Consider the following 13,155-nt stretch of genomic DNA (forward strand, 5'->3'; position numbering starts at 1 on the left):
GCCAGCGGTGAACCCGTCCGAGGCCACCGCCGGACTTCCTTCCGAGGTGCTGGCCGAAACCGTCGCCGAGTTGGCCGCCGAGCTGCCGGCCGGGCACGTCGCCGCCTGGGCCGGCGTACTGGCCTCGGTCCAGCGGTCGGAGGCCACGGTGGAGGCCGCGCTGATCGACGCCCGCCCCGGGTACGCGGTCGCCGCCCACGCCCGGCGGCTGGTCGCCGTCTGGCGAAGTCACGCCCCCGACCTGCCCGGTGCGGCCGTCGCGCTCGCTCTGCGCAGCGCCGCCCACCTGCAGCGACGGGCCGAAGTACGGCGTACCGAGCTGGTGGTCAGCGGGCCGAGCAGCCCGGCCGTCGCGGTCCGGCTGACCCGGTCGGTGGTGGTCGAGTTGATCCGGCAGGCCCGCCGATCACTGCTGATGGTCAGCTTCGCCGCGTACGGCGTCGCCGAGGTCGTCGCCGAGGTGTCCGCCGCCGCCGACCGCGGCGTCCGGGTCGACCTGGTGTTGGAGAGCGGCACCGCCGACGGTGGACCGCTGCGCGGGGTGACCGGAGCGGACGTCTTCGCCGGCCTCGGCGACCGGGTCACCTGCTGGCACTGGCCGGCGGCGCGGCGACAGCCCGGCCGGTCGCTTCCGGCCCTGCACGCCAAGGTGATCGCCGCCGACACCGACGCCGCCCTGGTCAGCAGCGCCAACCTGACCGACCGGGCGCTGTCGGACAACCTGGAAGTCGGGGTGGTGGTGCGGGACCCGGACGCGGTACGGCGACTCGTCGACCACTTCGCCGCGCTGATGGAACCGCGCACCGGAGTCCTGCGGCGACTCTGACCGGTAGGTCGCGGCCTCACAAGGCACCCCGGCCCGGGGTGTCCGCCAGCGGACACCCCGGGCCGGAAGGCGGGGCAGGGATCAGCTGGCGGTGGCTGGCCGGTCGTCGGCGAGCTCGCGGCGGGTCTCGGAGCGGGTCGGCGCGGCGGCAGCCCGGCGGGCCGGGTCGGTGCAGAGCTCAGCGATCTGGGCCTCGGTCATCGGGCCGCCCCGGGACCGGGTGACGCCCAGGTGGTCGGGGACCTCGACGGTCGCCTCGAAGTCCCAGATGTACCACTCCTTGCGGCCCCAGGCCTTGTTCTTCAGCTTGATCTCGATCGTGCCCTGGGCGGTCTGCAGCTTGGGGCTGCGGTCCAGCGCGGCCCAGCCCGACGGGCCGGCGTTGAGCGACGTGGTCCGGGAGACCGTCGACTCCCAGTTCCACTGCCGGCCGATGCTCTGGCTGATGCTCGTCGACACGTTGCTCAGCGCGCTGGAGCCGAAGGTGGTCGCGGGCACCTCGGCGGTCATGCTGATCGACCCACCGGTGGTGTCGGACCATTCGACCGACAGGCTGTTGTCGTACGGGGTGCAGTTGAAGTGCGAGGCGACCTCGTGGAAGCCGGCGGTGGTCTCGGTCACCGGTGTCCCCGCAACGAACTGGCAGGACACGGCCCGGCTGTCGCAGTGCTCGAAAAGCTCCGCGCGGGACGGTCCGTCCCAGAACCTGACCGAGCTGTACTGGTTGTCGGCGGGCACCTGCGCGAGCTGGTCGTGCGAGTACCACATGTGGGGGGTGCCGGACTGGTTGGTGTTGACGTAATAGTTGCTGGCGCAGTCGGTGATGTTCTTGTATGAACTGATCACGTTACTCCAGGCGGCGCCGGCGTCAGCGAGGTTGTTGAAGTTGTAGTACTTGCCGCCGCTGCAGGTGCCGGATCGCGAGACCATGCTCAGTGAGCCGCCGGTGTAGTTGGCGTTCTGGTACGCGATCCCGAGGACCACCTGGGCGGCCGCGGACGTACCCGAAGCCATGGCGCGGGTGGCGGCGGTGCCGGCGGCGGCGATCCGCTCGGTGGTCGCCGCGTCGAGTCGGCTGCCGTCACGCGGGGCGTCGGTGACCGCCCCGGCGGTCGCCACCTTCATGGCGGTCCGGAAGTCGCGGTAGCAGGCCAGCTCTTCGGCGGACTCGTAGAGCAGACAGTCGGCCATCTCCGCGGTGGGCACGGTGGAGGAGGCGGCGGCCGGGGTGCTCACGGCGAGCATCGGACCCAGCATCAGTACGGACAGGACGGTCGCGGTGCGGGCGTGTCGGAACATCCGACGGCGTTGCAGGAATGTCATGAGTGCCAAGTCTGGTGATGCAGGACCGCGCAGCCTTGGTGGAATTCGAAGGATCAGCTGAGGAAAATATGAGGAAGGAACATGGCCAGTGCTCTTTCCGGTGGAGTCAGTGATCGCCGTTACATTGACTCTGCCCGAAACCCTACAGCATTTCTGTCGGGTCTGAAACAGTGCGACCATTCGTGGCGCCGCTGACCAGGGCGTTCTGGTCGCCGCGAGGCGGTGGCCAAGATCGTCCGTCGAGGGCCGGGCGCGCACCGGGGGTACGCTCAGCCGATGGCCGGCGACACCTTCCGCTTCGGCGAGTACGAACTGGACATGGCCCGCTACCAGCTGCGGCGATCCGGTGAGCCGGTCCACGTGGAGCCCCGGGCACTCGACCTCCTGCAGTACCTCATCGAACACCGGGACCGGGTGGTATCGAAGAACGAGCTGCTAGACCAGGTGTGGGGCGACCGTTTCGTCAGCGAGGCGGCGCTGACCACCGGGCTGCGTACCGCCCGGATCGCCGTCGGTGACACCGGCCGTCACCAGCGGCTGATCCGGACCGTGCACCGGCGGGGGTACCAGTTCGCGGCACCAGTGACGGTGACCCGGGCCGGTGACCCCGCGGCCCCCGGACCGCAGCCGGCCGCACACCCGACCCGACCGGCACCGGCCCGGTCTGTGGTCGCCGGGGAGGCCGGCGGCGCGGACCGCCAGATCGTCCGGTTCTGCCGGGCCGACGATGGCACCCGGATCGCCTACGCCAGCGTCGGTTCGGGTCCGCCGCTGCTCAAGGCCGCCAACTGGATGACCCACCTCGATCTGGAGTGGACCACCCCGGTGTGGTCGCACTGGCTCAACGGGCTGGCCCGGGACCGGCAGCTGGTCCGCTACGACGAGCGGGGGTGCGGCCTGTCCGACTGGGACGTGCCCAGCTTCTCTTTCGACGACTGGGTCGACGACCTGGACACCGTGGTCGAGGCGGTGGGGCTGGACCGGTTCCCGCTGCTCGGTGTCTCCCAGGGCGGTGCGGTAGCGGTCGCGTACGCCGTGCGCCGGCCGGAGCGGGTCAGCCGGTTGATCCTCGCCGGCGCGTACGCCCGGGGCCGCCAGGTCCGGGCCCGCAGCCAGGCCGAGCAGGACGAGGCGGCCCTGGATCTGAACCTGGCGCGGGTCGGTTGGGCACACCAGGACCCCAGTTTCCTCGGTGTCTTCGCTTCCCAGTTCCTGCCCGAGGGCACTCCGGAGGAGTTGGAGGAGTTCATCGGCTTTCAGCGGCGGACCACCTCGGCGGCGAACGGGGTCCGGTTCCTGGAGGAGTTCGCCCGGATCGACGTCTCGGACATCGCCCACCGGGTGCAGTGCCCGACGTTGATCCTGCACTGCCGCGATGACATGCGGGTGCCCACCTCGCAGGCCAGCGAGCTGGCCACCCTCATTCCGGACAGTCAACTGGTGCTGCTGGACAGCCGCAACCATCTGCTCACCGCGTCCGAGCCGGCCTGGCCGGAGTTCCTGGCCCAGATCGACGCCTTCCTGACCGATTGACCAGCGGAGAGCCAGCATGAGGATCCTTGTCGTGGGCGGGACCGGCCTGATCGGTACGCACGTCGTCGACCTGCTGCGCGAGCGCGGCCACGCGGTGGCCACGGTGGCGCGGACCGCCCGTACCGGGGTCGACCACGTGCTCGACGTCGAGACCGCCTCGGTCGAGGACCTGCGGCCGCTGCTCACTGGCCACGACGGCGTCGTGTACGGCACCCGGGTCGACGAGCAGCGGGTACTCCCCGCACCGATCCATCCCGTGCTGCGCAGTGAACTCGTCGATCCCGTGGCGCGGATGTTCACCGCTGCCCGGCACGCCGGCCTGACCCGTGGGGTCCTGCTCGGCTCCTACTACACCTACCACGTCCGGCTTCGTCCCGAGCGGCGGCTCGGCGAGCGGCACGCGTACATCCGGTGCCGGCTGGAACAGGCCCGGCAGGTGCGGACGGCGGCCGGAACCGACCTGCCGGTCACCGTGCTGGAGCTGCCGTTCGTCTTCGGCCGAGCCGGTGACCGGCTACCGAACTGGGCCGGTCCGCTGGACCGGTGGGCACGGTCGGCGGCGCCGCTGCTGGTCCCGGTCGGCGGAACCGCCGCGGCCTCGGCCGGCAGCGTCGCCGTCGCGGCGGTCGACGCGATCGAGGGAGCGTACGGCGGGGACGTTCCGGTCGCCGACGCCAACCTGACCTGGGTCGAGATGCTCGGGCGGATCGCCGAGGCGGTGGGCCGGCCACGCCCGGTCCGGCGGCTGCCCGCCGGTGCGGTCCGCGTGGCCCTGCGGGCCGGCGGCGCACTGCAGGCGCTCGCCCGCAGGGAATCTGGGCTCAACCCCGCTCACCTGGCCGACCTGCTCCTCGCCGAGCTGTTCATCGAGCCGCTGACCGGCCGGTCGCTCGAACCGTCGTTGCAGGAGACCTTCCGCGCGTCACCTGCCGGCAGGTGAGCGGGTCACTCGGCCGGCTGCAGGGGTTCGCAGGCGGCCAGCGCCGCGGCGACGGTCGGATCCGAGGAGTCCAGGTCGTCGGCCCACTCGACGTCGTTCTCCGCCAGGCAGTTGCGGTACGCGACGATGCCGCTGGCGTCCGCCCCGTTCTCGGTGCCGCCGCCGGGTCCACGGGCCGGTAGCTCGGACTGACACGCCTCCTGCGCCGCCGCCCAGGTGTCGTCGTCGACGTCGTCAGGTCGGAGCATGTCGCCGAATCCGCCGCCCATCCTGCCGCCGCCCGGTCCCGCACCGCCTGGCCCGCCGGACGGGAACCCCGACGGCGCGCCGGACGGCAACCCCGACGGCCGGTCGCCGGGCTGCCCCGACGGCATCCCGTTCGGGGCACCACGTCGGAAACCTCCTCCGGCCTCGGGAACCTCCACGCCGTCGACCCCGTTGTCCCGCAGGCAGTCCACGTACTCCGCCATGGCTCCGGCGCCAGCTGCCGCGGTTTCGCTGTCCGAGTCCGGGTCGGACGCTCCACAGGCGGCAAGTAGCAGCAGGCAGACGCCTCCGGCAGTGCCCCACATCGAACGACTGAGCGCAACGTGCACGATCATGCCCTCCCCATCAGATGGCCCGCGACGGACGTCGCCGGTGCGGGCGTCAGCAGAGCTGACGAACCTCCGCGTCACGTCAGGATTTGCTGTGACGGCGCTGGGGATGGCGACCAACGCGGGGAGGGCACCGGCGAACCGTCGGTTCACAGGAAACGCCGAGCTGTCACCGAGCCGGTCCTGAGCCGGTGCCGGAACACTTCCCGGTCATGAGACTCGGCTCCATCAGGGCGCTGGTCAGCCGGCTGCCCGCGAGCCGGTGGCTTGTCGCCGTGGCGGCCGGTGCGACGCTGATCCCGGCGGGTGTCGTCGCCTACGCGGTCGCCGTCCCGACGAGCACCGACGACGCCGTACCCGTAGCCATGACGCAGGTGGACAGAGGGACGGTCACCGTGGCGATCGCCGCGGCCGGCTCGGTCGCACCGGCCGAGGACCGCCAACTCGGCTTCGCGGTTGCCGGCACGGTGACCAGGCTGGACGTACGGCTCGGGCAGGACGTCGCCGCCGGTGACGTGCTCGCCGCCGTCGACGACAGCAACGCGGCGGCAGCTGTCGAACAGGCTGAAGAGGCGCTGACGGCAGCGCGGGAAGCCCTCGCCGAGGCGCAGGCGGACGCCCGCACGGACGGGACGGACACCGACGTGAGCACCGGGTGCACGACGACCGCGCTGGCGGCCTGGACCGCTTCCGACCCCTCCACCAGCCCGACGCCGGAGGCGACTAGGTCGGCCACCCCGGACCCGTCCCCTACTGTCGGCACCACCACCTCGCCGGCACCTTCGCCCACCGCGTCCGTACCGGCGGAATCGCCCACCCCGACCCCACCGGCCACGCCGGCGAACTCGCCGGCCGCGCCCACCGGCGACCCCGGGGACCGGGCCGACGGTTCCGACAGCGGTTGCGGTAGGGCGGCGGACGGGCGCTCCAGCGGAGACCCGGTGCTGCGGGCCCGGCAGCAGGTCACCGCGGCGCAGCTACGACTCGCCGCCGCCGAGGACGATCTCGCCGGTACGGTGATCAGCGCTCCAGTCGACGGCAAGGTGCTCGGTGTCTCCGGCACCGTCGGCAGCACGGTACGAGCCGGTGACACCTTCATCGAACTCGGCGCGGTCGCCCAGATGCAGGTGACCGCGAGTTTTCCCGAGGCCGACGCCGCGCGGTTGTCGGTCGGCCAGCCGGCCGTCGTCACCCTGGCCACCCGGCCGGGCGAGGAGTTCCCCGCCCACCTCGGTCAGGTCGACCCGGTGGGCAGCGTCGACGGCCAGCTGGTGCGCTACGGCGTGATCGTCGACTTCGACGACGTCCCGGCCGGCCTGCTGGTCGGTCAGAGCGCCGGGGTACGGGTCGTCGTTGACGAGGTGACCGACGTGGTACGAGTCCCGGTCACCGCGGTGAGCCGCAGCAGCGTCGGCGGCGAGGACATCGTCGTCGTGCGGGACGGATCCGGCGTTGAGCAGCAGCGGGTGGTGACCGTGGGCGTCCGTGGCGACCAGTACGTCGAGGTCATCGACGGCCTGGCGGTCGGCGACGAAGTGGTGGATGGGTGATGCGATCCGCCGGTCGGCTCTCAGCCGCCACCGAGCCCGCTCCGAGTCCGCGTCGAGGAAGTCACCAGAAGCTGTCCGCCATGCCTGTGCGTCGCCTCGCCGGCCTTCGCCGGCCGTTGATCCTCAATGCGGTTCTTGTCCTGGCCGTACTCGGCCTGCTCGGCTGGACGTACCACACAGTGGTCGGGCCGGACAACACCGCTGTCGCCGCCGGCTCGGCGGCAACCGCGACCGTCGTCGTCGAGCAGGCCACGGTCACGGCGACGGTCACCGCCTCCGGTTCGGTACGCAGTGCGAAGACGGCGGTCGCTGACTTCGTCACCGGCGGCACGGTCACGGAGATCCTGGTGTCCGTCGGGCAGCAGGTCGACGAGGGCGCGGTCCTCGCCCGGGTCGACGACACGGTGGCCCAGCGGGAACTGGACGCCGCGCGGGCCAACCTCGACGCCGCGCAGGACGCCCTCGACACCGCCGAGGTCGCTGGCGTGTCGACGGCTGACGCCGTCGCCGCGGTGACCGAGGCGGAACTCGCGGTCGACGAGGCGCAGGCGGCCGTCGACGGCACGACGTTGACAGCCCCGGTGGCCGGTACGGTCGTCGCGGTCAACGGCAGCGTCGGCGCGTCGACCGGAGGCGGCACCGGGTCGTCGTCGGCGGGTGGCGGCACCGGGTCGTCCTCGTCGTCGGGTGCCAGTGGGTTCGTGGATCTGGCCGACCTGACCCAGTTGGAGGTGACCGCCTCGGTGTCGGAAACCGATGCGACGCGGCTCGAGACCGGTCAGCCGGCGACCGTACGGTGGAACGCGCTGCCGGACACCGAGGCCACCGCGAGCATCGGGGTCATCGACCCGAACGCGGCCACCACCAACGGCGTGGTGAGCTATCCGATCACCCTCGACCTGGACTCGCTGCCCGAAGGCGTCCGGCCTGGACAGACCGTGGAAGTGACGGTGGTTGTCGGCGAGGCGGTGGACGTGCTGACCGTCAGCCCGGCCGCGCTGACCGGCACCGGCACCCGGCAGTCGGTCACCGTGCTGGTCGACGGCGCACAGGTCAGCCGTACCGTCGAGGTCGGCCTGCAGGGCGACGACGCGGTGGAGATCATCTCCGGGCTGGCCGTCGGCGAACAGGTGGTGGTCGTCATCCCCACCGAGTCGGAGAGCGGGTCCGGCGGCTTCCCCGGTGGCGGCGGGTTGACCGGCGGTGGCGGCTTCCCCGGCGGGGGCGGACCGGGTGCCGGTGGCTTCTCCGGTGGCGGCAGGCCGGGGGGTGGCCGGTGAGCCCGGTTCTGGACGTACGGGACGTGACCAAGGTGTACGGCGTCGGTGAGTCGGCGGTCGCCGCTCTGCGGGGCGTGTCGCTGCAGGTCGACCGGGGTGAGTTCATCGCCGTGATGGGCTCGTCCGGCTCCGGCAAGTCGACGCTGATGAACATCCTCGGCTGTCTGGACGTGCCCAGCACCGGCCGCTACCTGATCGACGGGGTGGACGTCAGCCAACTCACCGAGCGGCAGCTGGCCATGGTCCGTAACCGCCGGATCGGCTTCGTCTTCCAGTCGTTCAACCTGATCCCGCGGACCACCGCCGTGGCGAACGTCGAGCTGCCGCTGGCGTACGCCGGGGTCCGTCCGACCGTGCGACGCCGGCGGGCGCTGGCCGCGCTCGACCTGGTCGGGCTGGCCGGACGGGCTGGGCATCTGCCGAACCAGCTCTCCGGCGGCCAGCAGCAGCGGGTCGCGGTCGCCCGCGCGTTGGTGACCGAACCGGCGCTGGTGCTGGCGGACGAACCGACCGGAAACCTGGACAGCGCGTCCACCGAGGAGGTGCTGACCATCTTCGACCAGCTCAACGCCGACGGCCGCACCATCATGCTGATCACCCATGAACCGGAGGTCGCTGACCGGACCCGCCGGCTGCTACGGGTCCGCGACGGGCGGATCGTCTCCGACGACCGACGCCACGGTGCCGGTCAGCCGGGTGCGGGCAGACCGTACCGGGAGGTCGCCCAGTGGGGCCCGTAGAGATTGTCCGCTCCGGGCTGCGCGGCATCGGCGCGAACAAGCTGCGTTCGGCGTTGACCACACTCGGCATCCTGATCGGCGTGGCCGCGGTGATCCTGCTCGTCGCCGTGGGCAACGGGTCGGCGCAGACGGTCAACGAGCGGATCGAGGCGCTCGGCACCAACACGATCACCGTGTCGGCGTCCGGCGGTGGCGGCGCCGGGCTGACCGTCGCGGTCGCCGAGGCGCTGCACGATCCGGTGCTCGCCCCGGACGTCCGTTCGGTGTCGCCGGTGGTCAGCACCTCGGCGACCCTCACCTACGGCGACGCCGACCACTCCGTCGGGCAGTTCGTCGGCAGCTACCCGAGCTACCTGGCGGCGTCGAACACGCCGGTCGGCGAGGGGGTCACCTTCACCGAGGCCGATGTCGCGCAGGGCCGCCGGGTGGCGCTCGTCGGGCAGACCGTGGTCGACGAGCTATTCGCCGGAGCGGATCCGCTGGGCAGTCAGATGATGGTCGACGGCACCCTGTTCACCGTGGTCGGCGTGCTCGCCGAGAAGACCTCCACCGGCGGTCTGCAGGACGCCAACGACCTGGTGGTGGCGCCGTTGACCGCGGTGCGCCAGACATTGACCGGGTACGGGTCGATCAACTCGGTGCTGGTGGAGGCGGCTGGGCCGGACCGGGTCGACGCCGCGCAGGCACAGGTCAGCGCGATCCTGGACCGCAAGCTGGCCACGGACGGCGCTGCCGGCTCCGGCGGCGTCTCCGGCGGTTCCTCGTACCGGATTCAGAACGCGGCACAGCTGCTGGAGACGCAGGCGTCGACGGCGGAGACGTTCACTGTGCTGCTCGGCGCGGTCGCGGCGATCAGCCTGCTGGTCGGCGGGATCGGCATCACCAACATCATGCTGGTGACGGTGACCGAACGGACCCGCGAGATCGGTGTCCGCAAGGCGCTCGGCGCCCCACCCGGCACCATCATGGCCCAGTTTCTTGTCGAGGCGACGCTGCTCAGCGCGATCGGCGGCGGGGCGGGGGTCGCGGTCGCGGTGATCGGCAGCCGGTTCACCATCGTCGGGGTGGAGCCGGTGATCGTGCCGAGTTCGGTGCTGCTGGCGCTGGGCGTGTCGGTGGCGATCGGCCTCTTCTTCGGCAGCGTCCCGGCCCGCCGGGCGGCGAATCTGCGACCCATCGACGCCCTGCGGTACGAGTAGGTGACCGACTGATGACAACGGGTGGAGATGACGTGCGCGACGACGACACCGAATGGCTGGCCGCGGCGACGCCTCGGCCGTGGACGAACCGGCTCACTCCGTGGCTGGTTGCCGTGCTGCTGTTGGTCGCCGGGTTCGCCGTCGGCGTGGCGGTGCCGTCCAACGACGACACTGGCGCGGGTGCCGGGCCCGGACTGCGCGGATCCGGCGCCGGGCAGTTTCAGCCGGGGGCGGGGCAGTTGCAGCGGGGCGGCGCGGCCGACGCGACGGGTGCGGAAGGGGGCGGCCCGCAACCGGCAGCGGTCGGCACGGTCAAGCTGGTCGACGGCGACACGGTGTACGTGGAGACCGAGGCCGGGGAGGTGGTGATCGTGCGCACCGATGGCGGGACGGCCGTCCGGGTGCCTGGTGACCTCGACGGGTTGGCCGTCGGCGTGCCGGTGTCGGTGGCCGGCGAAACCGCGACGGACGGCACCGTCAGCGCCGAGTCGATCGTCGCCGGTGACTGACAGCTGACGCTGATCACATCCAGATCGACAAGATCAACAGTAGTTGGCAACATCGATGTGACGTCGGCAACACGATAGCGCAACGTCGATTTCCCACTCTTGGGCGATGGGTGACCACGGCAGTCCCGACCTGGTCGGGAACGTGCTGACCCACTGCCCGTACTGCTCGCTGCAGTGCGGCGTACGGATGCGGCCGGCGCCGCCCCGACCGCCCGTCATCGAGCCGGCGGACTTCCCCACCAACCGGGGCGGGCTCTGCGCCAAGGGCTGGAGCGCGCCGGAACTGCTCGACCACCCCGACCGACTGCTCACCCCGCTGGTGCGCGCCGACCCGGCCGACCGGCGCAGCCCGCTGCGCCCGGCCAGTTGGGACGAGGCCCTCGACCGGATCACCGCCGCCATACAGACCAGCCAGCACCGGTACGGACCGGCCAGCGTCGGCCTGTTCGGCGGCGGCGGGCTGACCAACGAGAAGGCGTACCAGCTCGGCAAGTTCGCCCGGGTCGGACTGCGTACCCCGCACATCGACTACAACGGCCGGTTCTGCATGTCGTCGTCGGCCACTGCCGGCAACCGGGCCTTCGGTATCGACCGAGGCCTGCCGTTTCCGCTGGCCGACATCGCCGACGCCCGCGCGGTGCTGGTTGTCGGCGGCAACCCGGCCGACACCATGCCACCGGCGATGCAGTACTTCGACGCCGGCCGGGCCGCCGGCGCGGTCCACATCGTCGCCGACCCGCGCCGCTCGGCGACCGCCCGGGGCGCCGGCATCCACCTGCCGGTGGCGCCCGGCACCGACCTGGCCCTGGCCAACGGGCTGCTGCACATCGCCATCCGGGCCGGCCACGTCGACCAGGCGTACATCCGGGACCGGACCACCGGGTTCGACGCGGTCCGCACCGCCGTCGCCGGCTACTGGCCGGACCGGGTGGAACGGATCACCGGCGTGTCCGAGGAGTTGCTGCAGCGTACGGTGCACGCGCTGGCCACCGCGCCGACCGCGATGATCCTCACCGCGCGCGGTGCCGAGCAGCACAGCAGCGGTACCGACACCGCGCAGGCGTACATCAACCTCGCCCTCGCCCTCGGCCTGCCCGGCCGGCCCGGCAGCGGCTACGGCACCATCACCGGGCAGGGCAACGGCCAGGGCGGCCGGGAACACGGCCAGAAGGCCGACCAGCTGCCCGGCTACCGGCGCCTCGACGACCCGGCCGCCCGCGCCCACGTCGCCGCCGTGTGGGGCGTCGACCCGGCCGACCTGCCCGGCCCGGGGGTCTCCGCCACCGAGATGATCGACCGGATCGGTACCCCCGGCGGGGTGCGCACCATGCTGGTGTTCGCCTCGAACATCCTGGTCTCCGCGCCCGACCGGGACCGGGTCGCCGACCGGCTGGCCGCGCTGGACTTCCTCGCGGTGTCGGACATCTTCCGGTCCGAGACGGCCGCCGTCGCCGACGTGGTGCTGCCCACCGCCCAGTGGGCGGAGGAGGAGGGCACCATGACCAACCTGGAGGGTCGGGTGCTGCGCCGCCGCCGGGTGCTGCCACCACCGGACGGGGTACGCGACGACCTGAGCGTGCTGGCCGCGCTCGCCGACCGGCTCGGCCGGGGCAAACACTTCTCCACCGACCCGCAGACCGTCTACGACGAGCTGCGCCGGGCCAGCGCCGGCGGGATCGCCGACTACGCCGGCATCAGCTACCAGCGGATCGAGGCCGAGGACGGGGTGTTCTGGCCGTGCCCGGCCGACGGCCATCCGGGTACGCCGCGACTGTTCACCGAACGGTTCGCCACCGCCGACGGGCGCGCCCGGTTCATCCGCGTGGAGCACCGGGATCCGGCCGAACTGCCCGACCGCAGCTACCCGTACCTGCTCACCACCGGCCGAATAATGGGCCAGTACCAGAGCGGCAACCAGACCCGCCGCTCGCCGTCGCTGGCCAGCACCGCCAGCGACCCGAAGGCCGAGATCCACCCGGACCTGGCCCGCCGGCTCGGCATCGGCACCGCAGACCTGGTCGAGTTGACCACCCGCCGGGGCCGGGCGGTGTTCCGGGCGTACCTGACCGAGCACATCCGGCCGGACACCGTCTTCGTGCCGTTCCACTGGGGCGGCACGGCCAGCGCCAACGCCCTGACCGATCCGACGTTGGACCGGCACTCCCGGATGCCGGCGTTCAAGGTCTGCGCGGTGGCGGTCCGCCGCTTCGCCGGACCCGACGGAGCCGGCCGGGCCACCACCGGCCCGGTCGGAGCCGGCCCGAGCAGCGCCGCCCCCGACGATTCCGCCACCTGACGAAGGGACCCACGATGCAGTCGACCCCACGTTTCCTGCAAGGAGTGTTCGCGTTCGACGGCAAAGGGTTGGACACGCCGCTGCCGTTGGATGGCAGCCTGCGCTACACGGTGCCGGACGGGCTGGTCACGCAGACCGTCTACTTCCGGGGCGGCAACAGCAGCGGCGAGCTGGTCTACGTCCTGCTGCTGCGCGACGGCGACCCGATGCGCTACTTCCCGATCGGCGCCCGCGACGCGGTGCACGTGCCGTTGCGGGTCGTCGAGGACCTGGTCGCCGGCACCGTGGTGGAGCTGCAACTCGCCGCGCCGGAAGGCGTCACCGGCACCGTCGTGCTCGATCTCGGCCTGGTGGAGGTGTGAG

General features: G+C 72.2%; 12 protein-coding genes. 10 read left to right on the top strand and 2 right to left on the bottom strand.

Annotated elements, in window-relative coordinates; all coding sequences use genetic code 11:
* The first annotated feature begins 7 nt into the window (after nucleotides 1-7).
* Nucleotides 8-826, top strand: coding sequence for a DISARM system phospholipase D-like protein DrmC (gene drmC / locus O7610_RS22875; RefSeq protein WP_281552501.1), 819 nt, complete (start codon nucleotides 8-10; stop codon nucleotides 824-826).
* A gap of 81 nt (nucleotides 827-907) precedes the next feature.
* On the opposite strand, the gene O7610_RS22880 is transcribed toward drmC, so the two are convergent.
* Nucleotides 908-2,149, bottom strand: coding sequence for a hypothetical protein (locus O7610_RS22880; protein WP_281552502.1), 1,242 nt, complete (start codon nucleotides 2,147-2,149; stop codon nucleotides 908-910).
* Nucleotides 2,150-2,425: 276 nt separating this feature from the next.
* On the opposite strand from O7610_RS22880, the gene O7610_RS22885 reads away from it, so the two are divergent.
* Nucleotides 2,426-3,682: an alpha/beta hydrolase gene (locus O7610_RS22885; protein ID WP_281552503.1), complete on the top strand. Its 1,257-nt coding sequence runs from the start codon at nucleotides 2,426-2,428 to the stop codon at nucleotides 3,680-3,682.
* A 16-nt stretch (nucleotides 3,683-3,698) separates the two neighbouring features.
* Entirely contained in the window at nucleotides 3,699-4,622 is a 924-nt protein-coding gene (locus O7610_RS22890; RefSeq protein WP_289211815.1) for an NAD-dependent epimerase/dehydratase family protein, read from the top strand.
* A gap of 5 nt (nucleotides 4,623-4,627) precedes the next feature.
* Here O7610_RS22890 and O7610_RS22895 read toward each other — a convergent pair whose 3' ends face one another.
* Nucleotides 4,628-5,224, bottom strand: a complete 597-nt coding sequence (locus O7610_RS22895) for a hypothetical protein (protein WP_289211816.1) — start codon at nucleotides 5,222-5,224, stop codon at nucleotides 4,628-4,630.
* Between the two features lie 206 nt (nucleotides 5,225-5,430).
* Here O7610_RS22895 and O7610_RS22900 point away from each other — a divergent pair, with 206 nt between their 5' ends.
* The 7 genes from O7610_RS22900 (at nucleotide 5,431) to O7610_RS22930 (ending at nucleotide 13,154) form a co-directional block, all read left to right on the top strand.
* On the top strand, nucleotides 5,431-6,768 hold the full coding sequence (locus O7610_RS22900; RefSeq protein ID WP_282232869.1) for an efflux RND transporter periplasmic adaptor subunit: 1,338 nt from the start codon (nucleotides 5,431-5,433) through the stop codon (nucleotides 6,766-6,768).
* 80 nt (nucleotides 6,769-6,848) lie between these two features.
* Nucleotides 6,849-8,048, top strand: a complete 1,200-nt coding sequence (locus O7610_RS22905) for an efflux RND transporter periplasmic adaptor subunit (RefSeq protein WP_289211817.1) — start codon at nucleotides 6,849-6,851, stop codon at nucleotides 8,046-8,048.
* Nucleotides 8,045-8,788, top strand: coding sequence for an ABC transporter ATP-binding protein (locus O7610_RS22910; protein WP_282232867.1), 744 nt, complete (start codon nucleotides 8,045-8,047; stop codon nucleotides 8,786-8,788). The genes O7610_RS22905 and O7610_RS22910 overlap by 4 nt, the downstream gene beginning before the upstream one ends.
* A complete protein-coding gene (locus O7610_RS22915; protein ID WP_289211818.1) occupies nucleotides 8,776-9,987 on the top strand; it encodes an ABC transporter permease in 1,212 nt (403 codons plus the stop codon). Before O7610_RS22910 ends, O7610_RS22915 begins: the two co-directional genes overlap by 13 nt.
* A gap of 32 nt (nucleotides 9,988-10,019) precedes the next feature.
* A complete protein-coding gene (locus O7610_RS22920) occupies nucleotides 10,020-10,496 on the top strand; it encodes a hypothetical protein (RefSeq protein WP_282232865.1) in 477 nt (158 codons plus the stop codon).
* Between the two features lie 106 nt (nucleotides 10,497-10,602).
* Nucleotides 10,603-12,792, top strand: a complete 2,190-nt coding sequence (locus O7610_RS22925) for a molybdopterin oxidoreductase family protein (RefSeq protein WP_289211819.1) — start codon at nucleotides 10,603-10,605, stop codon at nucleotides 12,790-12,792.
* Nucleotides 12,793-12,806: 14 nt separating this feature from the next.
* A complete protein-coding gene (locus O7610_RS22930; RefSeq protein ID WP_281552506.1) occupies nucleotides 12,807-13,154 on the top strand; it encodes a molybdopterin oxidoreductase in 348 nt (115 codons plus the stop codon).
* The last annotated feature ends 1 nt before the right edge of the window (nucleotide 13,155 follow it).

This window comes from Solwaraspora sp. WMMA2065, from assembly GCF_030345075.1.
GTDB lineage: Bacteria > Actinomycetota > Actinomycetes > Mycobacteriales > Micromonosporaceae > Micromonospora_E.